At 62.8% G+C, this 23,300-nt stretch carries 41 protein-coding genes; 28 read left to right on the top strand and 13 right to left on the bottom strand.

Translation table 11 applies throughout. From position 1 onward, the window contains the following. The first annotated feature begins 56 nt into the window (after positions 1-56). The 16 genes from EG244_RS17735 (at position 57) to EG244_RS17665 (ending at position 7,677) form a co-directional block, all read left to right on the top strand. Complete coding sequence (locus tag EG244_RS17735) at positions 57-299, top strand: hypothetical protein (RefSeq protein ID WP_124966512.1); 243 nt, start codon at positions 57-59, stop codon at positions 297-299. A 10-nt stretch (positions 300-309) separates the two neighbouring features. Then, entirely contained in the window at positions 310-591 is a 282-nt protein-coding gene (locus EG244_RS17730; RefSeq protein WP_124966511.1) for a hypothetical protein, read from the top strand. Then, a complete protein-coding gene (locus tag EG244_RS17725; protein ID WP_124966510.1) occupies positions 591-1,274 on the top strand; it encodes a hypothetical protein in 684 nt (227 codons plus the stop codon). Before EG244_RS17730 ends, EG244_RS17725 begins: the two co-directional genes overlap by 1 nt. A gap of 48 nt (positions 1,275-1,322) precedes the next feature. Next, positions 1,323-1,784, top strand: coding sequence for a phage upper tail fiber protein (locus EG244_RS17720; RefSeq protein ID WP_124966509.1), 462 nt, complete (start codon positions 1,323-1,325; stop codon positions 1,782-1,784). After that, positions 1,781-1,978, top strand: coding sequence for a hypothetical protein (locus tag EG244_RS17715; RefSeq protein WP_124966508.1), 198 nt, complete (start codon positions 1,781-1,783; stop codon positions 1,976-1,978). The genes EG244_RS17720 and EG244_RS17715 overlap by 4 nt, the downstream gene beginning before the upstream one ends. Positions 1,979-2,040: 62 nt before the next feature. Next, positions 2,041-2,307, top strand: coding sequence for a spike base protein, RCAP_Rcc01079 family (locus EG244_RS17710; protein WP_124966507.1), 267 nt, complete (start codon positions 2,041-2,043; stop codon positions 2,305-2,307). Next, positions 2,307-2,480 carry a hypothetical protein gene (locus EG244_RS20525; protein WP_158617355.1) on the top strand — a complete coding sequence of 58 codons (174 nt, stop codon included), beginning with the start codon at positions 2,307-2,309 and terminating at the stop codon, positions 2,478-2,480. Before EG244_RS17710 ends, EG244_RS20525 begins: the two co-directional genes overlap by 1 nt. Next, positions 2,477-3,799, top strand: a complete 1,323-nt coding sequence (locus EG244_RS17705) for a phage head spike fiber domain-containing protein (RefSeq protein WP_124966506.1) — start codon at positions 2,477-2,479, stop codon at positions 3,797-3,799. Before EG244_RS20525 ends, EG244_RS17705 begins: the two co-directional genes overlap by 4 nt. Further along, positions 3,796-4,188: a hypothetical protein gene (locus EG244_RS17700; RefSeq protein WP_124966505.1), complete on the top strand. Its 393-nt coding sequence runs from the start codon at positions 3,796-3,798 to the stop codon at positions 4,186-4,188. Before EG244_RS17705 ends, EG244_RS17700 begins: the two co-directional genes overlap by 4 nt. Before the next feature lie 62 nt (positions 4,189-4,250). Continuing rightward, a complete protein-coding gene (locus EG244_RS17695) occupies positions 4,251-4,499 on the top strand; it encodes a hypothetical protein (protein ID WP_124966504.1) in 249 nt (82 codons plus the stop codon). A gap of 60 nt (positions 4,500-4,559) precedes the next feature. Continuing rightward, entirely contained in the window at positions 4,560-5,270 is a 711-nt protein-coding gene (locus tag EG244_RS21095) for a peptidoglycan-binding domain-containing protein (protein WP_124966503.1), read from the top strand. Between the two features lie 3 nt (positions 5,271-5,273). Next, complete coding sequence (locus EG244_RS17685) at positions 5,274-5,468, top strand: hypothetical protein (protein WP_124966502.1); 195 nt, start codon at positions 5,274-5,276, stop codon at positions 5,466-5,468. Positions 5,469-5,470: 2 nt separating this feature from the next. Further along, positions 5,471-5,749 (top strand): hypothetical protein, encoded by a 279-nt coding sequence (locus EG244_RS17680; protein WP_124966501.1) that lies wholly within the window; start codon positions 5,471-5,473, stop codon positions 5,747-5,749. A gap of 135 nt (positions 5,750-5,884) precedes the next feature. Next, positions 5,885-6,109, top strand: coding sequence for a hypothetical protein (locus EG244_RS17675; RefSeq protein WP_124966500.1), 225 nt, complete (start codon positions 5,885-5,887; stop codon positions 6,107-6,109). Beyond that, positions 6,106-6,339: a glutaredoxin family protein gene (locus tag EG244_RS17670; RefSeq protein WP_124966499.1), complete on the top strand. Its 234-nt coding sequence runs from the start codon at positions 6,106-6,108 to the stop codon at positions 6,337-6,339. Before EG244_RS17675 ends, EG244_RS17670 begins: the two co-directional genes overlap by 4 nt. A 693-nt stretch (positions 6,340-7,032) precedes the next feature. Further along, positions 7,033-7,677: a helix-turn-helix domain-containing protein gene (locus EG244_RS17665; RefSeq protein ID WP_199738021.1), complete on the top strand. Its 645-nt coding sequence runs from the start codon at positions 7,033-7,035 to the stop codon at positions 7,675-7,677. Here the strand turns inward: EG244_RS17665 and EG244_RS17660 are convergent. Together EG244_RS17660 and EG244_RS17655 are read right to left on the bottom strand one after the other, a co-directional pair. Beyond that, the gene (locus EG244_RS17660) at positions 7,655-7,927 is read right to left on the bottom strand and encodes a ribbon-helix-helix domain-containing protein (RefSeq protein ID WP_124966498.1); all 273 of its coding nucleotides are present in this window, start codon (positions 7,925-7,927) and stop codon (positions 7,655-7,657) included. The genes EG244_RS17665 and EG244_RS17660 overlap by 23 nt on opposite strands. Positions 7,928-7,966: 39 nt before the next feature. Continuing rightward, the gene (locus tag EG244_RS17655; RefSeq protein WP_124966497.1) at positions 7,967-8,608 is read right to left on the bottom strand and encodes an AAA family ATPase; all 642 of its coding nucleotides are present in this window, start codon (positions 8,606-8,608) and stop codon (positions 7,967-7,969) included. Positions 8,609-9,182: 574 nt separating this feature from the next. On the opposite strand from EG244_RS17655, the gene EG244_RS17650 reads away from it, so the two are divergent. After that, positions 9,183-9,602, top strand: a complete 420-nt coding sequence (locus tag EG244_RS17650; protein WP_124966496.1) for a hypothetical protein — start codon at positions 9,183-9,185, stop codon at positions 9,600-9,602. A 29-nt stretch (positions 9,603-9,631) separates the two neighbouring features. Here EG244_RS17650 and EG244_RS17645 read toward each other — a convergent pair whose 3' ends face one another. From EG244_RS17645 to EG244_RS17600, 11 genes are all read right to left on the bottom strand, one after another. Further along, positions 9,632-9,862 carry a hypothetical protein gene (locus EG244_RS17645; protein WP_124966495.1) on the bottom strand — a complete coding sequence of 77 codons (231 nt, stop codon included), beginning with the start codon at positions 9,860-9,862 and terminating at the stop codon, positions 9,632-9,634. After that, positions 9,859-10,437 carry a hypothetical protein gene (locus EG244_RS17640; protein ID WP_124966494.1) on the bottom strand — a complete coding sequence of 193 codons (579 nt, stop codon included), beginning with the start codon at positions 10,435-10,437 and terminating at the stop codon, positions 9,859-9,861. Before EG244_RS17640 ends, EG244_RS17645 begins: the two co-directional genes overlap by 4 nt. Continuing rightward, positions 10,434-10,703, bottom strand: a complete 270-nt coding sequence (locus EG244_RS17635) for a hypothetical protein (protein ID WP_124966493.1) — start codon at positions 10,701-10,703, stop codon at positions 10,434-10,436. Before EG244_RS17635 ends, EG244_RS17640 begins: the two co-directional genes overlap by 4 nt. Before the next feature lie 83 nt (positions 10,704-10,786). After that, positions 10,787-10,960, bottom strand: coding sequence for a hypothetical protein (locus EG244_RS20520; RefSeq protein WP_158617354.1), 174 nt, complete (start codon positions 10,958-10,960; stop codon positions 10,787-10,789). A gap of 106 nt (positions 10,961-11,066) precedes the next feature. Continuing rightward, entirely contained in the window at positions 11,067-11,360 is a 294-nt protein-coding gene (locus tag EG244_RS17630) for a hypothetical protein (protein ID WP_124966492.1), read from the bottom strand. Then, positions 11,350-11,637, bottom strand: coding sequence for a hypothetical protein (locus tag EG244_RS17625; RefSeq protein WP_124966491.1), 288 nt, complete (start codon positions 11,635-11,637; stop codon positions 11,350-11,352). The genes EG244_RS17630 and EG244_RS17625 overlap by 11 nt, the downstream gene beginning before the upstream one ends. Beyond that, on the bottom strand, positions 11,634-11,858 hold the full coding sequence (locus EG244_RS17620) for a hypothetical protein (RefSeq protein WP_124966490.1): 225 nt from the start codon (positions 11,856-11,858) through the stop codon (positions 11,634-11,636). The genes EG244_RS17625 and EG244_RS17620 overlap by 4 nt, the downstream gene beginning before the upstream one ends. A gap of 60 nt (positions 11,859-11,918) precedes the next feature. Continuing rightward, on the bottom strand, positions 11,919-12,878 hold the full coding sequence (locus tag EG244_RS17615; protein ID WP_124966489.1) for a DUF2303 family protein: 960 nt from the start codon (positions 12,876-12,878) through the stop codon (positions 11,919-11,921). Positions 12,879-12,895: 17 nt separating this feature from the next. After that, positions 12,896-13,312, bottom strand: coding sequence for a hypothetical protein (locus EG244_RS17610; RefSeq protein ID WP_124966488.1), 417 nt, complete (start codon positions 13,310-13,312; stop codon positions 12,896-12,898). Between the two features lie 12 nt (positions 13,313-13,324). Beyond that, positions 13,325-13,780 (bottom strand): hypothetical protein, encoded by a 456-nt coding sequence (locus EG244_RS17605; protein WP_124966487.1) that lies wholly within the window; start codon positions 13,778-13,780, stop codon positions 13,325-13,327. Positions 13,781-14,054: 274 nt separating this feature from the next. After that, positions 14,055-14,345, bottom strand: a complete 291-nt coding sequence (locus tag EG244_RS17600) for a helix-turn-helix domain-containing protein (protein WP_158617353.1) — start codon at positions 14,343-14,345, stop codon at positions 14,055-14,057. Between the two features lie 95 nt (positions 14,346-14,440). Here EG244_RS17600 and EG244_RS17595 point away from each other — a divergent pair, with 95 nt between their 5' ends. The 11 genes from EG244_RS17595 to EG244_RS17545 all read left to right on the top strand — a co-directional run. Next, on the top strand, positions 14,441-14,689 hold the full coding sequence (locus EG244_RS17595; RefSeq protein WP_124966485.1) for a helix-turn-helix domain-containing protein: 249 nt from the start codon (positions 14,441-14,443) through the stop codon (positions 14,687-14,689). A 33-nt stretch (positions 14,690-14,722) separates the two neighbouring features. Further along, entirely contained in the window at positions 14,723-15,013 is a 291-nt protein-coding gene (locus EG244_RS17590) for a hypothetical protein (RefSeq protein ID WP_124966484.1), read from the top strand. Then, positions 15,010-15,639: a hypothetical protein gene (locus EG244_RS17585; protein WP_124966483.1), complete on the top strand. Its 630-nt coding sequence runs from the start codon at positions 15,010-15,012 to the stop codon at positions 15,637-15,639. The genes EG244_RS17590 and EG244_RS17585 overlap by 4 nt, the downstream gene beginning before the upstream one ends. Before the next feature lie 182 nt (positions 15,640-15,821). Continuing rightward, complete coding sequence (locus EG244_RS17580) at positions 15,822-16,436, top strand: hypothetical protein (RefSeq protein ID WP_124966482.1); 615 nt, start codon at positions 15,822-15,824, stop codon at positions 16,434-16,436. Beyond that, positions 16,433-17,224: a hypothetical protein gene (locus EG244_RS17575; RefSeq protein WP_124966481.1), complete on the top strand. Its 792-nt coding sequence runs from the start codon at positions 16,433-16,435 to the stop codon at positions 17,222-17,224. The genes EG244_RS17580 and EG244_RS17575 overlap by 4 nt, the downstream gene beginning before the upstream one ends. 112 nt (positions 17,225-17,336) lie before the next feature. Continuing rightward, the gene (locus EG244_RS17570) at positions 17,337-17,741 is read left to right on the top strand and encodes an HNH endonuclease (RefSeq protein ID WP_124966480.1); all 405 of its coding nucleotides are present in this window, start codon (positions 17,337-17,339) and stop codon (positions 17,739-17,741) included. A gap of 120 nt (positions 17,742-17,861) precedes the next feature. After that, positions 17,862-18,299, top strand: a complete 438-nt coding sequence (locus tag EG244_RS17565; protein WP_124966479.1) for a P27 family phage terminase small subunit — start codon at positions 17,862-17,864, stop codon at positions 18,297-18,299. Further along, positions 18,286-19,947 carry a terminase large subunit gene (locus tag EG244_RS17560; protein ID WP_124966478.1) on the top strand — a complete coding sequence of 554 codons (1,662 nt, stop codon included), beginning with the start codon at positions 18,286-18,288 and terminating at the stop codon, positions 19,945-19,947. Before EG244_RS17565 ends, EG244_RS17560 begins: the two co-directional genes overlap by 14 nt. After that, positions 19,944-21,224, top strand: a complete 1,281-nt coding sequence (locus tag EG244_RS17555) for a phage portal protein (RefSeq protein WP_124966477.1) — start codon at positions 19,944-19,946, stop codon at positions 21,222-21,224. The genes EG244_RS17560 and EG244_RS17555 overlap by 4 nt, the downstream gene beginning before the upstream one ends. Next, positions 21,217-22,119, top strand: coding sequence for a S49 family peptidase (locus EG244_RS17550; protein WP_124966476.1), 903 nt, complete (start codon positions 21,217-21,219; stop codon positions 22,117-22,119). The genes EG244_RS17555 and EG244_RS17550 overlap by 8 nt, the downstream gene beginning before the upstream one ends. 81 nt (positions 22,120-22,200) lie before the next feature. Then, the coding region (locus EG244_RS17545; RefSeq protein ID WP_124966475.1) for a phage major capsid protein at positions 22,201-23,300 on the top strand (1,100 nt) is incomplete at its 3' end.

Genomic DNA, 23,300 nt, shown 5'->3' with positions numbered 1-23,300 from the left:
CTTTGACGCGGGCAACACGGTGCGGGTCCGCATCGGAAATCTGGGCTGAGAACGCCATGGCAATCAAAACTGATACGGAACACGCGCAGACGCTTTGCACCTGCGATCGCTGCGGCACGCTCAGCGTAACCGCCTCCGCCGATGGCCGTGCCCCGAAAGGCTGGGGCACGGGCCAGCTCTGGATCGATGTCACTCTCTCGAGGCAAACCCATGTCGCTTTATGTTTCTGCGAGGACTGCTTTGCGGCGGTTCTGGACGCTCCTGCTCTCACCCTTCAGGTGGCTGCGGGCGAAGATTGAGGGCTGGCGCATGTTCGGAATGCAGATCGGCACTTCGACAGGGCTGCGCGATATCACGGCAATGCGCAGCATGCGGGCGGTCGCCTATATCACCACCGGGGCCACCTCCGGCAGCCGCCACCTGCCGCAGTTCTCGATCGGCAGGGGCATGTTCTTTGTGATCCGCACCGAGTCAGGCCGCCGCCTGCCGCAGGTCGCATGGGATGAGGGTTCTAAGACCTTCTCCTGGTGGCCCCCCAACGGGAACCCGCACGTCAACACCATGGATGTGGTTTTTATGGAGTACACCTGATGAGCTACGGCATCCGGGTGATGAACCAGAGCGGCGAGACCGTTATGACCACGGAAGATCCGATGCTGGTTGTGAAGAGCAAGGGCACCATCGGACTCGGGACGTGGACCACCGGCACCACCCATATGTTTACCACCTCAGATGATCCGAACGGGAGCAGCTGGGCAACGATGGCTGGGACCTGGTATCGCAACGATGGGTTCACCCCCTCAGGGATGCTCCTGACGGATCGTATCATCGTTGAGGTGCCCTATGGTCACCGAGCATTCTGGTTCCGCAATGGCAATCTTCTTCGTTTCTTCAGCACGGCATCTTCACTTCGGTATGTCCTCGCATCCTGGGCGAACAACTATGCACCGCGCCATAGCGGCTATGGCGCTGAGGTGCGCCGCGCGGATGGCTCTGTGGTCTGGGCAGATAACCTCAAAGTCATTGCAGATATCCGCCCGCTGGCGACCGGCTCCCCCGGCAGCCCTTTCCCTTGGGTCTGTCACGAAGAGCAGCTCTGCGCCTATGGGACCAATGAGCTGGCTGTGGCCCCCGGGGCGATCCGCGATGGCTCGGGTGTCTTCGTGCGCGGCATGATCCTCGGCAGCAACTTCTACCCGAACGGCGGGCACTGGCGCTATCCCGGCCTGCGCATGAAGGGCTTTGTCGCCGATATCAACTTTGACGCCATCTGAGCGCGGCCCCGGGCCGCAGGCTGATACCCCAAACAAAGGACATATCTGATGCGTCAGATCACAATCACGCCGGGGCTGGCGCGGCCCTCGGTGGCTGCCATCGCATTGATCCGCGATGAGCCTTTGCGCATCCTCATGGGTGGCGAGGCATTGGCCCCGTATTCTTTCACGCTGAGCCAGACTGAGGGCGGTGCGCCGCTGGTCGAAATCCCTGCTATGGCCGGAATAATGGACCTCGAGCCTGCCGCCATGCAGGCGCTCGGTGAGGGATCGACCTACTTTTACAACATCTGGTCGGGCGCGGCTTCAGCGCGGTTTCTTTGCGCGAAGGGCATGCTCACGGTGGTGCCCTCGATCGTGCCTACGGGCGCGCACTTTGACACCATCATGCTCAACAATTTTGGCCAGCAGGGCGGAGTGCAGAAAGTGGTCCTCTTGACGCGGGCGCAATATGAGGCGCTGAGCCCGCCTGATCCCGATGTCCTCTATTTTATGCGGGAGTTGGCATGACATCCTTTGCTGCGGGCCCGCATCTGATCTCCGCCGTCTTCCGTGGCGCAGAGCCGCTCTGGCTCTGGACGCCGCAAAGCCTGCCGACCGCCTTCCGGTCAGGGGGCTTTACGCCCCCCCCGTTCTCGCCCCGGCAGATTCTGAGCAACGGGGCGGCTGGCTTCTGGGCCGACATCCGGTCCGCCCGGCTCTGAGCCCTTCTTCCTTCCTCATCACCCGGCCCGCCTTTGCGCGGGCTTTTTGCTGTGAGACTCACATGAGCGATCCCTTTAAATCCCACGCGATCAGCGCTTCAGGCCCCGCGATCGGCGCGCTGGCTGTTACGCCCTCAGACAGCACGGATCTCGCCCAGGCGGTGCGCGCCATCACCATCGGCGGCAACGGCGGCAGCTTAAGCTTCATCAGCTCGCGCGATGGTCAGACCTATACCACCGGCCAGCTCCCCCCGGGCACCTATCCGCTCTGCGCCCGCCGCATCCGCGCCACCGGCACCACTGCTACCAGCCTGACGGGCTGGATCTGATGTTCGGGCTCAACCTCGGGCTTCCGGGCGTTGTGCTGCGCAGCAGCTGGTCGCCCCGGGCCTTGCCCACCGCATTCCTGGCGGGCGGCTTTGCGCCGCCGCCGTTCTCGCCCGCACTGTTCCAGAGCGCAGGCGCAGGTTTTTGGATCAATCTTAAGGAGGCACGCCAGTGAGGCTGTATCAGGACGCCACCGGGGGCAGCCCGGCTTATCTCGCAGGCCATCCCGTGGGGTTTTTGCTCGATGCCAACGGGCCGTTGTTTTCTTCCGAGCTGGTAAAGGATCCGCAGTTTCAAAGCGGCGGGGCAGACTGGCTGCCGGGTGCAGCCTGGACCCTCACAACGGGTCTTGCCTCCATGGCGCTGACCTCGGTCTATGACCCGCTTTCGCAGATGATGACCCTGGAGCCGGGGGCGTCCTATTGGGTCGAAATTGATGTCGTCTCAGCGGTCGGCACCGTTCTGGTGGCCTTTCGCAGCAGCTCCGCTGTGCGCAGCAACACCGCAGGCCTTCCCGCCTCAGGGCGGTTCAGCTGTCTGATGACCGTACAGGCCGGAGGAGCCGATCGCTTCACCATTGCCCGAAGCAATGCGGAAGCTTCCTGTGTGATCTCGCGGGTTTCGATCCGGCGGGTCATGGGGCGGATAGCCGCGCAGGCCACCGCGCTCAGCAGGCCCACTCTGGCCCGCCATCCCAAGGGCGGGCGGCGCAACCTTCTGCCCAACACCACCTTCCGCGACTGGTCCAGTGCTTTTGTCTCGCGGGTGGATGAGGGTAATAACATCTTCCGCATGGTCGAGAATACCACGCTCAACGAGCATAACTTCAGCACCGCCGCCATCGCTGCACCACCGGAGGGCACGAGGATCACAGCGACGGTCGATCTTAAAATGGGCACCCGGAAGTTTGCCCAGGTCTTCATGTTCCGCTCGATGAGCCCGTTTCTGTCGGTCGCGTCGGTCGTGGTAAACCTTGAGACCGGCATCATTACCTCGACGGCAGCAGGTAACGGGGAGATCATTCCGCTCGGGGACGGCTGGTACCGGGTGACGTGCTGGGGCGAGACCACCTTTCCGGAGGTGGTCCGACTGCGGGTTGCCATGCGGGAGGTCGCCGCCACCGCCACCTACCAGGGCGATGGGGTATCCCACATCTTCATGAGGCTCCCCCAGGTGGAAATCGGCGAGGGCACCCCTCAGCAGGTCGTGATGGATGCCAATGATATCACGGAACCGGGCGTCCCTGACGTCTGGCATCTCTATAATGACGGTGGAGACAGCCTCCCGGTGACCCTGCCAGCCGGTACTTATGAGATCGCCTCGGTCACGCCGCTCGGCGCTGTCAGCTATGCGAGCGTGACGAGCGACGGTGTAACCGGCACCGATTTACTGAGGCTCGAGCGGATGGCCGACCAGCATATCCGCCCCGGGGCTTATACGCCTGCTGAAAAAGCAGAACTGGAACGCTACTGGCGTCAGGAGTACGCAGCATGATCCCGGTCACGATTGCCGTTCCGGTCGCGCTCATCAGCGCGGCCAATCACCTCGCCCGCGTCATTGGCTACAGTGAAGCGGACGGGGAAACCTTCTCCCTGGCCCCGGTGGTCGGCGGCTATGCCGTGGCCTCCGGGCTGGTGGCCCCTGCCTTTGTCTCCGATGCCTTCCAGCCGCTCAGCGAGCCGGAATGGGGCGCGGATATGGTGGCTGCCGCAGAAGCGCAGGCGGAGGTGGTTCTGATCGAGCCGCCTGCCGCCGATGATCCGCCCCCGGAGATCCCGCCCGGCAAGATCCTCGCGGTGGTCGGGCTTGATCCCCCGGCGGCACGGGCGCTGCTCGGGCTGGGTGAGCCGCTGGCTCCGATCGAACCGGAGCCTGCAGCATAACAGGAGGCCCGCCGCCGCGCGGGCCTTTCCCTTTTCAGCCCGCTGGTGCGCAGGAGCCGCCCTTGGAAGATCTCGTCAAAACCTACTGGCCGCAGTTCATCGCCCTGGTGGCCTTCGTCGCATGGCTGAAGCGTCTCGAAAGCATGGTGAGGGGCCATGCAGAGGTGATCAGTGAACTCCGGCGCGAGCAGGCGGAAATCAATCGCCGCGCACAGGATCAGGCCATCACTCTCGCCGCGATCAAGGAAAGCCTCAGCGCGATCAAGATTACCCTCGATCGGCTTTATGAGCGCATGGACCGGAGCAAATAATCCGCCGTCCTCAGACCTGACCCGCCCCGCCTCGCGCGGGGCTTTTTCATTGGGGCACACATGCTCAATCACAATCTCGGCCACACCCGGCTGATCCGGGAGATCTGTGAGGCTCATGGCCTCACGATCCCGCAGACCGCCTATGTGCTGGCGACCGCGCATTGGGAAACCAATGCCACCATGCTGCCGGTGAAAGAGGGCTATTACCTCGGCCCCCGCGCGGAGAGCTTCCGGCGCAGCCTGCGCTACTACCCATGGTATGGGCGCGGGTTTTCTCAGCTCACCTGGGAGCGCAACTATCTGCGCGCCAGCGCGGCGCTCAAAGTGGATCTGATCGCCGATCCGGATCTCGCGCTTGATCCGGTGATCGCGGCGCAAGTCCTCGTGCTCGGCTCGAAAGAGGGCTGGTTCACCGGGAAGAAGCTGGCCGATTATATCCGCCCGGGCCGCACCGATTACCTGGGCGCGCGGCGTATCATCAACGGCACCGACAAGGCAGCTGCGATCGCGGATCTCGCGCTGGCCTATGAATACGATCTGACCCCTGCCCCGGCCTACCCTGCCCTGCGCCGTGGCGCGCGCGGCAAGGCGGTCACAGAGGCGCAGATCCACCTCACCGCGCAGGGTTATGACCCCGGCCTGCCTGACGGGGTTTTCGGAGCCCGCACAGAGGCCGCAGTGCGCGCCTTCCAGCGCTCCGCCGGTCTCACCCCTGACGCCATCATCGGCCCCCTGACATGGGCGGCCCTCATCCCGGAAATGGATACCTGACCCATGGAGCATATCCTCCAATTCTTCGCTTATGCCCATCTGCCCCCGCACCTGCAGGCGGTGAGCAAGCCCTTCGGGGATATCGCGCAGCAGATCGTCGATACCCTGCCCCGTAACCCAGAACGCACCGTTGCCCTGCGCAAGCTGCTCGAAGCCAAGGATGCCGCTGTGCGCGCCTTGGTGGCAAAGGAGGTCTGACCATGCGACCGATCTTTATCGGGCGGACCCGCAGCTTCTGGCTCGGCATCCTCCCTGCCCTGCTCATTGTTCTCGATGTCGTCACATGGCTCGCGGCGGCCGTTTTTTCAGATCCTCAGCTGGTGCCGCCGGTCGCCACGCTCGCGGGCTGGATGCTCGGCCTCGACGTGGTGGTGATCGAAGAATGGATGCTGCGGATGTCGCCGCTCTTCGCCCTGATCATTGCGCAGCAGCGCGCGGGCTCTGCGCGGCCCTATACGCTCGACCCACGGGCGAAGTGATGCGGGCGCTACTCTCACCTGTCTGGCCGTGGCTCGCGGCTCTGGGGGCCGTTCTGGCGGCGGCAATGGGCATTCACCGCGCGGGGCGAAGCTCGGGCATCTCGGACACCACTCAAAAGCAGAAGGAAGAGGACCATGCGCGCGCGCGCCAAATTGAAGAGGCCGCCGATCGGGCGCGGCTTGATGCTGGGGGCCGTGATGCTGTCAGCGTCCTGCGCGATGCAGGGCGGCTCCGAGACTGAGCGCTCGATCTGTCGGGAGCTCCGGGCGGATCTGCCCAGCTACTCGCGGCAGGATACGGCGCAGACGCTCGAGGAGGGGGCGCGATTCCAGCTGGTCTTTGCGGGGGTGTGTGGATGAGCAATGTGATCCTCTATGTGCCGCCTGGGAATTGCGTCCAGTGCGCCCGGACGAAAGCCCTGCTCGATCGGGAGGGCGTTACCTATCAGGTCCGGCTGGTGACTGACTATCCGGAGGAAGTCGATCGGCTGAAAGCGCTGGTCGGCAGCACTGCTCCGCTGGTCGTCGCCTATGGGCGTAGCTGGTCGGGCTTCCGATACGATCTGCTCATGGGTCTGCCGCGCGGCTGATCGTGGTTTTATTGCCCGTCCCTGCCCTCACGGGTGGGGGCGGGTTTTTGCGTTTCTGAGCTCATGTCATAAACGATCCCGCAGCGTTGCTCCCAGCTTGGGTATTCAAGGGCTGCGCTCTCACACCCCATTTTCTGAGCAAATGTGATTAGGGCCGTGTGTGGATCTTTGCCCTCAGTGATTTCGGTATAGCGCTGCAAGCTGTATCGGCCATGTCTCCCGCACTTTCGGCAGATGAGCAGAACCGGATCGGGTAAAGGTCTGAATAGTGAAGGGTTTGACATGTGCACAGGTTGTTAGTCTCCCTGCCTGACCCTCGGGGACAGGTTAGAGAGTGCGTCAGGGTAGGTGCTCAATAGGTGAGTTGCCGAATGCCGAATTCAACCCGCCAGCGCGCTTGCTGTGAAATGGCTGCGCGCTGGCGGGCTGCCTTCGGCTGTGTTTTTAGAGATCATAAGAAGAAGAATTATCAGATCGTTAGAAATCAATAACTTATGTGGCACTTTCAGGACGTGGGTGTCCTCTTAGAGGAAATCTGCGTCCGAGCACGTCCTATTTTGGGAAATGGGTTGCCGGTGAAGCGGACATAGATTTCCGGATCGTCCTGATTTGGGAAACACGTTTCCCAAAATGGGTTGCGGGTTGCCTGCCTATGGGGCAATGTGTTTCCGGAATTGGGACGTGAGGAACCTTATGAGCGAAGAGCATCCGTCAGGCCTGCCGATCAAGCGCCCTCATGGGAGCTGGGTTCAGACAGACAGGGAAACGCATCGGCTATGGGCGGAGCTGATTGCAAAGTCACCTGTCGCGGCGCGGGCTATGCACGTTATTACCGCCAGCGTGGGTGATCTCAATGCGTTTCTGATCTCGCAGGAGCAGCTCGCGAAGTTGATAGGGTGCTCGCCCAGGCGGCTGCGTGATGCGCTCAAGCTGCTCGAGGCTGGCAATTGGCTCGAGATCCGCCGGGTGGGTAACCGTGGCACTGTCTCTGCCTACATCGTGAATGACCGTGTGGCATGGACTGGTGGGCGGGGTGATAAGCGCACAAGCCTTGTCACGGGGCGTATCTGGATTGCGAGTGAAGAGCAGGACGATGCGGACCAACTTGGTCGGCAAGCGCCCTTGCGCCGTCTGCCCGATATGTTTCCCCATGAGCGGCAGCTGCCGGATGCCTATGTGCCGGAAGAGGATGGAGATGGGTTGCCGGATATCCCGGCCCGCCTTGTCCCCCCTGTATCGCAGGAAGCCGCCGGTCGGCGGCTTATGCGAGATCCGCACACTGGGGTGATCTATGATCAGGACAGTGGCGAGGTTATCAGTCTGCCGCAGCGAGGCTGATGCCGCTCTCGAGCAGCTGCGCGATCGCCAAGTTAATCACTGCCGCGCGGCTCTGGCCGATCTGCGCGGCCTTTGCGTCCACCCGGGCCAGCATGTCCTCGGAGATCGTCAGGGTGATCTGGAGTTTCTTACCTTTGCGCACCCGCTGCGGAGCTGGTGCCTGGGTGGCGGCGTCTGGTGCCCCGCCGATGAATGCCTCGATGGCAGCTGCTTTTTCTGCGGGCTTCTGTGGCTTCTTGATGATAGGCATTTAATGCTCTTCCAATCTCATAAATATATTAAGTTAATATTAAAACAATCGTGAAATGAGGGCCTGTAGCTCTGCCGTAGCTTTGCGATCGTGAGGCTTGATCTCCATCACGCTTTGCCCAGCCCCTGCCGCATTGGCGAAAGCCTTGCGGCGGCTCAGAGGTGTGTTGAGATATTCAAACTGCGGGAAGTCGGCGACAGCTGCCGCCGCCTCGCTGTTATCGGTGCTGCTGGCTTTCGGCTCTGCAAGGTTCAGGAGGGCGTATGCGCTCAATCCATCTCGGACGCTGCGGGCCTCGTCCACTAACTCAGCAATGTCGGAGAGAGCCCATACGTCATAGCTGCGGGGCGCGAATGGAACGATAAGCGCGTCAGAGAGGGTCAGGGCTGCGCGCAGAGCGGTGCTATCGCGGCCTCCGGCATCGATGATGATGTCGTCATACTTCCCGCCCTGCAGCTTTACCTGGGCGCGGAGCGTGGGGCCGTCATGGAAGCTGCTGCAGGCGATCCCAGGCGAGATCCCTGCCTCTGAGCGAATACTGATGGCTGTCTCCGCAGTTCCCTGCCGATCGCCGTCAATCAGCCACACATCGCGGCCAGCGCGGGCGCGCTCGATCGCAAGATTGACTGCCAGCGTAGTTTTTCCGACGCCGCCCTTTGTGTTTCCTACCGTTAAGATCAATGTAAAACCCCCTCATGTTAATATTAACATGAGGGGATAATGGGGGTATATCAAGTTTATGCGCAAGGGGCTTTGTCAGTCTGTTCGATCTGAACGATTTCAAAAGCCAGTCCTTCTAGCTCAAAGGTCGTCTCGTCTCTTGCCAGCGCTTGGCGGCGCAACCGGCTTAGGACGGTCGGGCTGTAGCCTACGAACTTCGCAGCATCCCGTATCGTCCGAAATTCTCGATCGCCACAGCGGAGCGGGTGACGCTTTGAGCCAGATCCTGAGCCGATATTGGCGAGGGTGCCTCGCCTGCGGGCTGAGCATACGGTCGTTATGTCCAGACCGAGCGCGCGGGCGCAGGCCCCGGTGCTTTCAAATTTTCGACCATCGGGCAGGGTGACTGGCACTGCGTTACGGCGCGGGGTTCTCATGGTGGTGTGGTCCTGTCGGGGATTATAGGGCAGGCGATAGGCGGGCGTTATCGGGCGCTGTGTGTTCAGGCTTGTCTCGACACGCGCTGCTCTGCCAACTTCCTGCAGCGTCAGCGATAGCTCGCGCTCGTGTCGCGGATTTAAGGGGGGGGAGACAGTTGAAACTGGTTGAGATTATTTTTGGGGGAGCAGGTGTCGTTGCGGCGCTTAGTGCCGCTTTTTCAGCAGCGCTGAGCTACCAGAGTACGCTGAGAATGGAGCACTTCGCTGTGGAGTCCGCTTATCGTGCGGAACTCAATAATTATCAGGGTTGGGTGATAAGGGCTATTAAGCTGGGTATTGGGTTCGATCGATTAAGGGGAGCCCTTACGGCTGAGTGCATGCAAAGCATCGATAGCTCAAAGACCTTAGCCGATTTAGAGGCGCTTATGTCGAGCACGTTGCCGGTTGTTGAGGGGGCAGCGTTTCTTGACAGGCTGAACGCTATAGGCATGCTTAACATAGAGGCTGGGGCCACAGTCAGTACGGCAGAATATCTTATGGAGACGATCACTGAGGGGTGCGGCTCAGACAGGTGAGATCGGTGCTCCTTTATTATCGCGCGCGCTCATGCCAGCACCTCCCACGCTGCAGCGACAACCACGCCGCCTGCCAGCGTGGCGATGATATCGAGGGCATCAATCCGCCAGATCGATCTGGCGCGGACAGCGTCCCAAAGTTCTTTGCCGATCCCGGCGGTCAGCGCGGCCATGACTGCGAGGGCCTGATCTGCGCCGATGAGGGTGGCGACAGCGGCGATGATCGCGCCGCAGATGAGGTGAAGGGCCTTGTCGTTCATGCGGTAGTCTCCGGGCCATCTGAGCGCGCGGCCTCGCCGGATGCGGGATCGGCGCGCAGGTAATCGAGGTCGGCGCTCATGGGGTCGATGAGCGCGGTGAGGAAGGCTCCCAGCAGCGCAGTTGGGGCGCCGTCTGCGGTGAGGGGTGAGGTGAGTGCCGCTTCATGGGCGGCCCCGGCAAAGCATGCCGCCAACACCAGATCGCGGTGCGCGAGGTCAGCATCCCACGCCACCTTCATGGCGACGGCTGCTTCCTTCATCGCAGGCGCGACGGGCCGGGGCAGGGCGCGGAGGTGCGCTTGACCTGCGGGGGTGATCCCCCAACCGGAGCCTGCCATCTCGCCATCTTCGGTCATCAAGCCTCGGCAGTGCGCGACCAGACCATCCTGCCGCAGATCGGCCATGATCCCGCGAACGATCTCGGGATGAATGCGCGCGCCGCAGCGGCTGAGAAAGCCTCTGAGCGATAGGCAGTAACCCTCACCACATTCGGAAAGGGTTTCCAGCGCGAGTCGGCGCAGGGCTTCGACGGGCGAAAGCTGTTGGGCAGCCTCTCGGCTGATTGGGGCGCTCATTCTTCGTCCCCAAGCTTCACGCCATCTGCGCCCTGCTCGATCGCTTCCTCGATTACTTCATCGAGCATCAGGTGGAGGGGCGTGCTGCCGTCCTCCTCCTCCGAGCGGAGCTGGCGGAGAACCTCATCTGAAAACGTTTTCGTATGGGTGACGCGCGAGCCTTCCGGCAGGTTGTTGTGCGAGGCGACCATGTGGCGGAGATACCCGCGCGGGATCTTAATCGTGATGTCGCCAGCCTTGTTGTTGGTGATCTCGATGAGACTCATGCTCAATGTCCTGTAATAGTAAATTATCAGCGCAGCCCATGCCGGTGATGGGGTGCGCAAAAGGGCAGGGGTAATGCGCAGCCTCAGGCCGTCAGGGTCTGCTCATGGACCCGGCGCACATCGGCGCTGCTGGTGCTGTGGGCCGCTGCTACGGCTTCGCAGATCGCGTCCATGTCGCCGCCTTCTGGCAGGGAGCCGTGTTTGCGCGCGTGAGCTTGGATGCGATCGAGCAGAGCGGATTTGATGCGGTCGGTCATGAGAAAGCCCACCAGAGCAGCGAGGCAATCGCGGAGCCGCCGACAAAGGCAGCGAGGCAGATCAGGAGGATCATCAGTTTAACGGTGCTCTCGAAATCAGGGCCGCTCATGCCAGGAACCACGTTCCGAGTGCGCCAAACGCCAGCAGCATGGCACCGGCCACCCCGATCCACCATTCGGGCGTTTCAATGGTGGCATGCTGCTCTGCGCCTGCATCCAGAAGGCTGCGCTTGGCCGCTGACGGCTGCTCTTGGACCGTGTGGATGGAAGCGCTGATGCCTGCCGCGATCAGGTCGGCGATGGCCTTTTTCTCGCCGGTCTGGTCAATGCTCGTGATGGCGTCCCGGCTTTCCTGCAGGGTCCGGATCAGCGCGGCGCGGTCGATCAGATCAGCGCGCATCCTGCTGGCCCTCCTGTCGGAGCCGAAGCTCGCGGTTTTCGGCCAGCAGCCCTTTGAGTTGCGCCCGCAGCAGATCTCGATCGCGATAGACCTTTGTGAGCTGCTCGCGGCGGCGGATGCTGCGCGCGCGCTCGGTCTGCAATTCGTGATGCAGTTGGAGCGCCTCTGTCACGTCTGCGGGCTGCAGCATATCGCACAGGCACTGGCTGCGCATCGCAACGATGTCCCACTCAGCCCCGGGGCTGATGAAGGTGGCAATGTCCTGGAGGCTTTTCATGCGGCGGCTTCCATCTCTGCGAGAATGGCCGCGCGCACACGGGCAAGGGCGCGCGATCCAGCGCTTTCCCGGCGCGCACGGATCGGCGGCTGACGGGGTGCGGTTTCGGCCCGCAGATCGCTCAGGTTGTCGAGCATGCGCCATGGCGGCATGGGCAGTTTGACGCCGTTAAGGATGAGGTGAAGGCTGTCGTTGGGGTTGATCTTATCGAGCTGCTGCAACGGGATCTCCTGCGGTGTGTGGCTTAGGATGGCGGCCCCTCAGGGCCGCTCACCAAAGCCTCAGCCCTCAGGGTGGCCGTAGAGCACCGGCAAATCGGTCTCTTCCATGGCGCGCGTGATCGCTTCGTCGATCGAATTGCGAAGGGCGATATCGGCATTGTGCAACGTGAAAATGAAGTTCACGCCCGAGCCTGCCTTGCGGTATCGGAACCGTACTGCCAGCCGGTAATAGGCCCCGTTCTCAAAGACGGGGATGGCGATCATAAAGAGGTTGGGGATCTGTACGGCACCGCCGTCAGGCTCTTTGTGCTCATTCAGGAATTGGATCGAACTCTCGCCAGTATCGCGGTTGATTGATGCTGAGATGTTCGAGACTTCATTGATCTGGAAGTTGCGCGCGAGCTGCATCAGGGTCAGATACTGTCCGAAGCGGCCCTGCAGCTGGTGGGCGGTCTCGAGCATATCCTTTTCCCACTGCTCGGCGTTTTTTCCATCTGAGGTTAGTAGCGCGGGAGTCGGCTCGAGCAGGTCTTTTGCATTGTTCTCGACAAACTCGCCAAGCTCTGCGCCTGTCATGGGTTTGCCGCTAATTGCCTGCCAGACCTTCCACTCGCGGGAGAGAGGGAAGGCATATACTGCGCGGTGCAGCATATGACTGGACTTAGGGTCGCGATTGAGCGGATCGATTACCGGCGCACCTTCGCCAATATAGTCAGCGATGCAGGTGAGTTTGGGCTGATCTCCGGTGTCTGCAAAGAGAACTGAGGTCTCACCTTTGTTGCGGTTCGCCCAGTAGATCAGGCTGTCGAGGTTGGTGAGCTTGGCAGTGCCGCTGCGACGCCACGGCTGAAGTTTTGTCGCGATCTTGTCAATCTCAGCGGTGAGATCGACGCGCTGCATGCCTTCCGGCACAGCAATCTGGGTAAGGGTCGGGTGTTCCTCGGGGTGAGTGGTGATCAGGTTCTGAACAGTGGTCGCCTTTTGCAGCTGGCTCAGCGTGTCGCGAATAAGAGCTTCCATGATTATGCCTCTGTGGTTCAGTCGATGGTGGGGGAGCGCAGCTCGCGACGGCCATTGGAGACCTCGCGGATTTCCATGGCGCGCTGGTTGGGGTTTGCGGATGAGAGCCCGCCGCCGGCTGCCGTCCAGGCCACGGCTTTTGCCTTCGGCGCTTTCGGCTTCGTGATCTTGTGCTCGACGCTTATGTCGATCTGACCATAGCGATCGGTGGTGTATTCGATCGCGATCACCAGCTTGCCTTTGGCTTTGGTCCCGTATGCTTGGGAGAAATCGACGATATCGCTGATGAGCTCATCGTTTTCCTGCAGGAGCGTGGGTAGATACTGACCGTTGTCGGCCAGCGTCAGCGTCTGATCGATGCCGCGGATTTCGGAGGCGCGGGACATGGGTTTCCTTTCGGTGGTGGCAGCGGGGGAAAATGCGGGAGCGGCCATGGCTGCCCCTCTTCAGTGCATGCTGCGCCAGATGGCGGCCTGCTGTTGCGCGTTGGCGCTGCTGGTGGTGGCGGCAGTCCAGAGCATGACCGCGCCGACTGCAATCACGGCGGCGGCGGCAATGAGGGTGAGTTTGCGCAATGCGCGGGACGCCTGAGGGGCTGGGAACGCAGGGTGGGCGATCATCCGTGGCTGACCGAAGGAGGGGGGTACTTCTGGCTGCTTGTGCGCAGCGTTTCTGGCCTCGATACGATCTGTGGCGATCAGTTGCTCTTTCGCATGGCGCGCCAGATCTAGGTCCCGCCAATCGGTTGACGCGCGAAGGGTCTCAATCGCGAGTTGGACTTCAGAGCGCGTTGCGTCCGAGCGCAGCAGGATCTGGCGGGCGAGAAAAGACGCCTCTGCGGCGCAGGGAAACTTTACAATTTTGGCCGATGATAAAGCGGCCGAATTTTTCTGGAATGCCATGATTTTGGAAAACCCCTGACGCGACCGTTATGGCCATTCTCAGGGCATACTTTCCATAATGGAAAACTTTTGGTCAACACATAAATTTTCGAAAATAGAAAATTTGATTTGACCGGATCGGGCTTCGTGCCGATGGTGGTGGGGTTATAAACAGTTGCTTCGGGTAATGGCCGGGAACAGAATGAGAACACTATGCACGAGCGAATCACAGACAGCTTTCGTAAGCTTCCCCTCAGAGAGCGGCGCGCCGTTCTGGGGCTGATCGAGGCTATGCTTACTTCTTCAAACCGGCGAAGCTCTGAAGGAACACTTCAAGGGCTGACTTTTCCGCATCTGTCATCTGCGAGAGTGCGTGGAGAAGGCGTATGTCCAGCTCTGTCGCTTCATCATCAGGCAGCGCATACCCCAAGAAACGTCTGATCCGGTCGGCTTCCTCGGAGCTAAGCTTTCTTAGCCCATTCAGAACCTTAGACATTTGGGCATCAGATAAGCCAACAGCCTCACCCACGTCTCTTTGGGTAAGGTTGCGCTTGGACATCTCGGATTTGAGCCATTCCACCTTCATGCACCCATTATTTTCCATATCGGAAAAACATAGTATGACTGATTTGGAAAACAAGTGATTGACTTGCTGTTTGCCATAATGGAAAACATTTAGCCATGTCGCTCAGCATCACCTCATCAATCGCTGCCCGGATTATTTCCAAGTGCGGAGGCCATAAGGCTACTGCAGAACTCGCCGGGGTCAGCCTGCCGTATGTGTATCGTTGGACCTATCCGCGTGAGCGGGGAGGTTTGAATGGCCGGGTTCCTGAGTTGGCGCGTCGCGCCCTTTTGGGTGCTGCAAAGGCTGGTCGAGTCAACCTCACCCCCTTGGATTTTGAAGAAGGGTGGGCCGATCATGATTAGGTTCGCGTCGGGCCTCCCGGCATGGAGGTCGCTGTGAGTGAGTATGTTGTCATCGATCTTCCCCGCTCAGAGGCGACGTATCGGGCAGAGATGGCCCTTTATGTGGCGGCAGCCGGAGAGCTTCTGCGTCTCGCCTCGGCTCTGCCGGATGGCCTGAGCCGCCTGAAACGCTTCCAGGCTGAGCACCGTGGGCGGCTCATTGAGTGGGATGAGGTGCTGGTCGGTGGGCGCGTGGATGTGCGCGCCAAGCCATCCGCTGAGATGGTCAGTTTTATCCTGGAGCTGCGTGGCGGCTCTGAGCACAGCAAGGGGCCGGGCGCATGAACTCTCGCAAGCTGGTGGCGATCTCGACCGCTGAGATCGAAGAATATCCGATCGCCCGCGAGACGCGGCTGGACGGTCATAGCTTCATCAAATGGCAGCATATTCGCTGGCTCAGTTCTAAGACCTTCAAGCTGTGCAGCTGGGAGGTGCAGGGTATGGCTCGGGCGCTGTTTGATCTTTCGCAGCTTGAAAGCCCTGTCGGCACCCTGCCGGATGATGATGCTGAGCTCGCGCATATGCTGCGCGTCGATACCAGCCGTATGGCTGACCTGCGCCGCTCCGAGTATGGCCCCTTGCGCAACTGGCGGCCCTGCCTTTCTGAGGGTGAGCGCCGCCTGATGCACCCGGTGGTTTTGGCGCAGGTGCAGGACGCGCTCGAGCGGCGGGAGATCCATGAGCTCTCTAAGGAAGATAAGGCGACCTACCAGCGCCTGAAGCGCCTGCGCGAGGCCCTGAAGTCTCTGGGGCTGGCGGGTGAAGTGCTCGAGGATGAGCGGCTGATCGGTCGCATGGATGAGTGGCTGAAGCAGACCTGCAAGGGAAACCGCCGGATGCCGCATTACGAGGCCGCTATTCAGCATGCGGTGGCTCAGGGCTGGGTCGGGCGTCCCGCCTCGGTGCGGTAGTTTTGTAGAAATACAGTTCCGGAACAGTTCCATTCTGTTCCGGAACAAAACTTCTTCAGTTCGGAACTGTTCTGCACAGAAGAGAGAAGAAGAGAGAAGAAAAGAAGAGACTTACGCTCCGCAATCAGAACGCCTGTGGATAACAGGCAAGCGGGCATTGCAATGAAGATCAGGAGGCTGCTGTGAGCACCGAGACTGACACCACCCATGATACAACAGGCAGGGAAGCTGTGCGGGAGCTGGTGCTGCGTCCTCTGGCGGCCAGCGGGCTGCAGCGGACCAAGGGCCTCACAGAGGCTGAGCATGAGGCTGTGCTGAAACGGCTCGCGGATTATCTGAGCTACCTGTCGCGCCCCTCGCTCGAGGCGCTGGCCGATCAGATCCTCGCGTCTGCTGGTGGGCCGAAGCGCAATCAATGGCCCAGTGAGCTGCTGGTCCGGCAGATGGCCGAAGCGCTCGAGCGCCGCCCGTTCTCTGAAAAGCCGATTGTGCGCAGCTGGCTGGCCTCGGTCGAGGGGCCGCGCGCGGAAGTGGCAGGCTATCTTGTCCAGCTCTATCGGCACCTGCGCCAGCACCAGCGCCCGGTGCTGCCCTATGACCTGCGGCAGGTGCAGCAACAGGCGACGGATGATCGCCGCCGCCGCCGGATGATTGAAGAGCGTTTGCGGGTTGAGCAGGCCAGCGATGAAGAGCGCCGCTGGCTCACCAGTCTGATTGAGGATGAAGCCTTGGCACGCGAGATCGTGGCCCGGGGTCAGATCACGCGAGAGCGCAAAGCAGGAGAGGTCGCGGCATGAGCGATGCGGCAGAGTTTCAGGACATCGAGCGCTGGTTTTGTGAGCAGGGCGAGGCCGCTGCGCTCTCGCAGCTGGTGCGCCTCACGCTCCGTCGGATGCGTGAAGAGGCGGCTGCCTTTCTCGATGCGGGCATTGCGTGGCTCGAGGGTGAGCAGGCGCGTGACCAGAAGCGCGGCGCTGAGGCCGATCGGCTGCGCCAGATCCTCGATCAGGCGACGCCACCGGAGGGGATGCAGGCCGCGCCCGTGGCCCCGGCGCGCGGGATCATGCAGCGGGTTGATGATCCGGCAGGGCCCTATTGGCGTGGCGCAGATCAGCTCTCGGTGATGTGCCGTCAGGCGCGGGCGCGGCACAAGGGCGATGCTGCCTTTGTGGCTCCCTTCACCCCGGGCCAGATCGCCATGGGGCGGCATTACCAGGCTCTGGTCGAGCGGCACGACAGCGCGGGTATGAAGTGTGCCTCGCTTGAGGGGCGCGGCGGTGGTGGAAGTGGCGGCGGTGGTGGGTTCATTGAGGCCGTACTGCGTGACCGCGATGAGATCCGCGCGCTCTATGAGCGGATCGGCAGTGGCATTGCTCTACAGGTGAGGCGCGCAACAGATGCGGGGCGCAGGCCGATCACTGTGCGGCGTCTGGTCGATGCGGTCTGCCTGGAGGAACAGGATATCACGGCGGTGCTTCGGGCGCATGGATGGGGGAAAGACAGCGCGCTTCGCCAGACGCTGAGGAAGGTGCTGGCGGATGCGCTCGATCGGATGCAGGGCTATCCGCCGAAAAATAGTTGTTGACACCTTAACTCTCTCGCGCCTACTCCTTTCGACATCATCCACAGCTACGCCCGCAGGTCAGATCGACTGTGCGGGCGTCGTCGTTTCAGCGGCTGCTATGAGGGGATACCCGATGAGCTATGATCGCCCGCTGAAACTTTGCGCCGCCCGCAGCTGCGATGAGATCGCGGAGCCCGGCGAGGCGCATTGCCCTGAGCATCTGGAAGAGCGCCGCACGGCCAGCAACGCCCGCAAGGCTCAGGCCAAGCTCACGGCGGTGGCCCGTGCTGGCGCTGAGCTTTACCGCACCACGCGCTGGCGGCGGCTGCGCCTGATCCACCTCGCAGCTCATCCGCTCTGTGCGGATTGTGGCTCGGTCGGTTTGGTGACAGCGGCCACAGATGTTGACCACATCAAACCGCATCGCGGTGACCCGGCCCTCTTCTGGGCGCGGAGCAACTGGCAGAGCCTTTGCCATCCCTGCCACAGCCGCAAGACAGCCCGCGAAGTCTGGCACGGCGGCACGGATCAGGCCTGACCCCCGGGGGTGGCCTGAAAATTCAGGCCCGATCACCGGGACCGGCGGGGGGAGCTTCCTTTATGCCTCTGCCAATTTAGGAAAAAAAGCCCACTCTCAATGAGTTAAGGAGGGACCGCTATGCGAGGTGCTAAGCCGTCGCTCAACAACGTCGTGCCCATGAAGGGCGATGCGGTGCGCCGCGCGCCTGATCCGCCCGATCATCTGCAGCCGGAAGATCGCGAAGTCTGGCTGCGCCTGGCCCCGGTCCTCATCAACAAGGGCCGCCTCGAGCCGGAGTATGAGGACAGCTTCGCTGCCTTCTGCATCATGGCCGGTCAGGTGGTCCGCTCCGCCAGCGACATCGCGATCATGGGCACCTATTACGAGGTGCAGACCCGCAACGGCATGCAGCAGAAGCACCGCACCGCATGGGTGCAGCTGCAACAGGCTATCGCCATGATGAACCAGCTGAGCGCCCGCTTTGGTCTCTCGCCGGTCGATGATGCCCGCCTCAAAGGCGGCGCGCAGGGCGACCTCTTCAAAGACCTTCTCGGAGCGCTCGATGGAACCGATTGACCATCCCGTCTCGCGCTATGCGCTGGACGTGATCGAGGGGCGCGAAGTCGCGGGAGAGCTGGTGAGGCTCGCCTGCCAGCGCCACCTCACGGATCTCGAGACGGGCCGCGATCGCGGCTATTACTTTGACTGCAAGGCCGCCAGCCGCATCCTGAACTTCTCCAAACTCATTCAGCACACCACCGGCCCGATGGGCGGCAAGCCTCTGGCGCTCGAGCCGTGGCAGGCCTTCCGGCATGGCAGTGTGTTTGGCTGGAAACGGACAGAGGACGGGCTGCGTCGGTTCCGCGCGACCTACCATCAGGTGGCCAAGAAAAACGGCAAGACCACCGACACGGCGGTGCCGATGCTCTTTACCTCGCTCTTTGACCGGGAGGCCGCGCCGCAGGGCTATTGCACCGCGACCACCCGCGACCAGGCGGGGCTTTTGTTCGGCGAGCTGCGCCGGATGGTGAAGGCCTCGCCCGTGCTGAGTGAACTTCTCAACACCGCCAATAAACATGAGATCACCTCCGGCCACACGGGCGGGCTGATCAAATGCCTCTCGCGCGACGGCAACAGCGCCGACGGCATCAACCCGCATTTCGTGGCCCGCGATGAGGTTCACCGCTGGACCGACCGCGAGCTCGCAGAGGTCGTCGTCAACTCGATGATCGCCCGCGCGCAGCCGATCGACTGGGCGATCACCACGGCGGGCGCGGACACCGCCTCGATCTGTGGCGAGATCCGCGAGCACTCGGAGAACGTGCTGCGCGGCTCGGTCACCGATGATCGCTTTTTTGCCTATGTCGCGGAGCCGCCACACGACTGCGATATCAACGACCCGCGCGTCTGGAAGATGGCCAATCCCAATCTGGGCGTGGCTTTCAAGGAAGAGGACTTCCGGGCCAAGCTCGATGAGGCGCTCGCCATCGCAGGGCGCATGCCGAACTTCCGGCGGCTGCACCTGAACCTCTGGACCGAAGGCGCGCAGTCCTGGATCGAGCGCAGCGTCTGGGATCTCGGGGCCACGCCCTTTGACCCGGCGATGCTTTACGGGCGCAAAGCCTGGGTCGGGCTTGATCTGTCGAAAACCACCGACCTCACCTCGATCGTTGTGGCCATTCCTTACGAGGGGCAGATCTTCCTGATCTGCTACACCTTCCTGCCGTCCGGCCCGAAGGGCTTTATCCAGCGGGCTCAGAAGGAAAAGCGCGAGTATATCCAGTGGCGCGATCAGGGCTGGCTGGAAGTGCATGGCGGCGGGGTGGTCGATGAATCGGCCATCATCGAGCGGATGGAAATGATCCGCAAAATCTTCGACGTCCAGGAGGTCGCCTATGACCGATGGGGCATGAAGTATATCGCCAAGGAGCTGCTGAAACGCCGCTTCCCGCTCATCGAGCACGGGCAGGGCTACGCCTCAATGTCCTCGCCGATGAAGCGCTTTGAGGAAGCGGTGGCAAAGAGCCGGCTGCGCCACAACGGCAACCCGGTGCTCGGCTGGGCCGTGGGCAACGTCCACCGCGATGAGGACGCCGCAGAGAACATCAAACCGAACAAGGCACGATCCAAAGGGCGCATCGATCCGGCGGTGGCCGCGATCATGGCCGTGGGTCGGGCAGAGGCCGCTGAAGGCAAGCGCAAAGCGCGGGAGATTGGAACATGACGCTGCTGAGCAGGATCTTCAAAAGCCCCGGCGCTGCAGCGCCTGCGGTGCGGGCAGAGCCGCCGGTTCAGGCTCCCGCCGCCGTGGCGGCCGCCCCGGGCAATGTGCTGGCCGGTGCGGGCTGGCCGGGCGAGATGGGATGGGGCGGGCAAAGCCGGGTGCAGAGCCTGCCGCGCGTCTCGGCCACCGCCGCGCAAAAGCATGCCACGGTCTTCAGCTGCTGCAATGTCATCGCCGGGGATCTCTCCAAGATCCCGCTGAAGGTCTATCAGCGGCGTCCTGACGGGCGCGAGGTGCGGCTGCGCGATCACCCGGCTGCCTGGCTGATGAATAACGAAAGCGCCCCCGGGGTGCCTTCCGTCGTGGCCCGCTTCGCGTTGGCCTACACCTTCGCACTGCGCGGCAATGCCTTCGCCTATGCGCCGCGCGACGGTGGCGGCGAGCTCGAGCTGGTGGAAACGCTCAACCCCGATGCGGTGGCGGTCCTGCGCAATGGCCGGGAGCGGTTTTACGATTTCGAGGACGGCGGCGGGGTGCAGCGCCGCGCTCCGGCCCGCACCATGGTGCATCTGCGCTATATGGCGCTCGACGGCTGGTCGGGCCGCTCTCCGCTCGAGGTGGCCGCAGAGAGCATCGGCGTGGCGCTGGCCGGGCAGGAGGCCGCCGCGCGCAATGCCTCCGGCACGGTGGTGAAGGCTTACGTCTCGATGGAGGATCAATATGAGAGCGATGAGGATTACCTGCGCAATCAGCGCCGGGTGCGCAGCGCTCTGAACAACCCCGATGCAAACGGCATTCCCATTCTGGGGATGAATGACAAGATCAACCGGCTTGATCTCAGCGCTGCCGATCAGGAGCTGCTGGCCTCCCGCCGCTTCGATCGCGAGCAGATTGCCAGCGTTTACCGGGTGCCGCCGACAAAGCTGCAGATCCTCGAGTTCGGGGTGAAGGCCAACGCAGAGCAGGCGGCGATCGACTATCTGACCGACTGCCTGCTGCACTGGGGCAAGCAGCTCGAGGATCAATACGCGCTCTCGCTGCTCACAGAGCAGGAGCGGCGCTCCGGGATTTTCTTCCGGCACGACTTCGACACCCTTCTGCGCCCGACGACAAAGGAGCGCTATGAGGCCTGGGCGAAAGCCGTGGGTGGCCCCTTCCTCACGCCCAATGAGGCGCGGCGCAAAGAGGGCTACGACGACGCCCCGGATGGGGATCGGATCTATCCGCCCCCGAACATGACCCGCGACAGCAACGAAAAGGAAAGCCGCGATGCGTAACACCGTCCTGTCCATTCTGGCCGGTGCGCCCGCCGCCGTGGCCACTGATCTCGCGCGGGATCTGCTCGCGCTTTCACTGCCCGCAGCGGCCAGCCCCTCAGAGGGGCAGGTGGCGGCGGTCGCGGTCGAGCGCTTCACGGTGCAGCGCGGCCTCGCCGTCCTGCCGGTGCGCGGGATCCTGACGCCCAACAGCGCCGTGCTCGAGCGCTGGATGGGATGGACCACTTACTTCGGCCTGATCGAGTCGCTGGCGGAGCTCACAGAGCGCGCCGACGTGGCGGCCATCGCGCTGCCGATCGACAGCCCCGGTGGTCTGGTGATCGGCTGCGAGGGCGCGGCGGCGGCGATCGCGGCGGCGGCGAAGATCAAGCCGGTGCATGCCATCGCCTCGCCCATGGCGGCCTCGGCGGCCTATTGGATCGGCTCGCAGGCCACCACGCTCTCGCTCACCCCGGGCGGCGTTGTCGGCTCGATCGGCGTGGCGGTGCAGGCCTCGAGCGTGGTGGGTCCGGATCAGTCGGGCGAGCAGCGCTATCCGCTGACCTCGACCCATGCCCGGGCCAAATGGCCCGACCCCGGGACCGAAGAGGGCCGCGCAGAGCTACAGCGCTCGCTCGATGCCTCTGAGGCGGCGTTTCATGCGGCGGTGGCGGCGGGGCGGAAGATCGCCCCCGCTGACCTCGCGGCAAAACTTTCCGTCACCGACGATCCGCGCGACGGTGGCGCGGTCTTCACCGGCAAAGACGCCATCGCGCGCGGCCTCGCGGATGCTGAGGAAAGCCTGAGCGCCTTCTATGCGCGGATGGCCAAAGCCTACGGCGGGGCAGCCCGCCCCGCCGCCAGCGCCGCATGGCGCGCCCGGGCCGCTGCCGCTGCGGCGCTCGCCCGCAGCTGACCTTTCCCCTCAGTCCTGCCGGTCGCGGCAGGATCACCTCAGGCCGCGCATGGTGCGCGGCTTTTTCTTTTGGAGCCTTCCATGAACCCCAAGAAACTCGACGATCTGCGCCGCGACCGTAAGGCAGCTGCTGACACCATGCAGACTGCTGCGGATGCCATCGGCACCCTCGAGGCCGCAGGCAAAGGCGCTCAGGACGCAGAGCACATCGCTGCCGTCACTGCCTTTGAGGCCGCAGAGGCCGCATTCAATCAGGCAGATGCGGCAGTGAAGCGCGCAGAGGCCACCGAGCGCGCCCGCGCTGCTGCCGCTGTCGGCGATACCGCCCCCGGCCTCGGCGCTGAGAGCCGCCCGGCGATGCCCACCAACCCGGCGGAGAAGGGCGTCGCGCTTGGCTTCATGGTGCATGCGCTCGCGGCGGCGCGCGGCGATCGCGACAAGGCTGCCAGCTACCTCGAGCGCGAGGGCCACTCGGGCATCTCAGCGGCGCTCTCTGGTGCCACTGAAGCCGCTGGCGGCGTCACCGTTCCCCGCGCGCTCGCCGGTGAGCTGATCGAGCTCCTGCGCGCCCGCGTGGTGGTGCGTCAGGCCGGTGCCCGCACCTTCCCGATGCCTGCAGGTCAAATCCGCCACGCCAAGCAGACGGCAGCAGCAACCGCCAGCTATGCCGCTGAGAACGCCGCGATCACCGCCAGCGAGCCGACCTTCGACAAGGTGGATCAGAGCTTTAAAAAGCTCACCGGCCTTGTGCCGATCGGCAACTCGCTGCTGCGCCACTCCGGCCTCGCCATGGCGCAGATGGTGCGCGACGATCTGGTGAAGGTCATGGCGCTGCGCGAAGATCTCGCCTTCATTCGCGGCGACGGCACCAGCAATACCCCGAAGGGCATCCGCAACTGGCTGCTGGCGGGCAACTGGGTGGCGGCGCTCAACTCCGGCATCGCGGCCAACGCAACGGCGGCAGAGACCGCGCTGCGCCGCGTGGTCTCGCGGGTGGAAGATGCCAACGTGGCGCTGGTCAATCCGGGCTGGATCATGCGCGCAGGCGCAAAGAACTTCCTTGCCAGCCTGAAGGATGCCAACGGCAATCCGCTCTTCCCCTCGATCGGGGCCAATGGCCAGCTGCTCGGTGCGCCGATCTACACCACCTCGCAGATCGCCAATAACCTCGGCACTGCGGG

It is taken from the genome of Falsigemmobacter faecalis (assembly GCF_003863335.1).
Classification (GTDB): Bacteria; Pseudomonadota; Alphaproteobacteria; order Rhodobacterales; family Rhodobacteraceae; genus Wagnerdoeblera; species Wagnerdoeblera faecalis.
The sequence above is the reverse complement of the archived record's forward strand: the minus strand, read 5'-3'. Positions and strand labels throughout refer to the sequence as shown.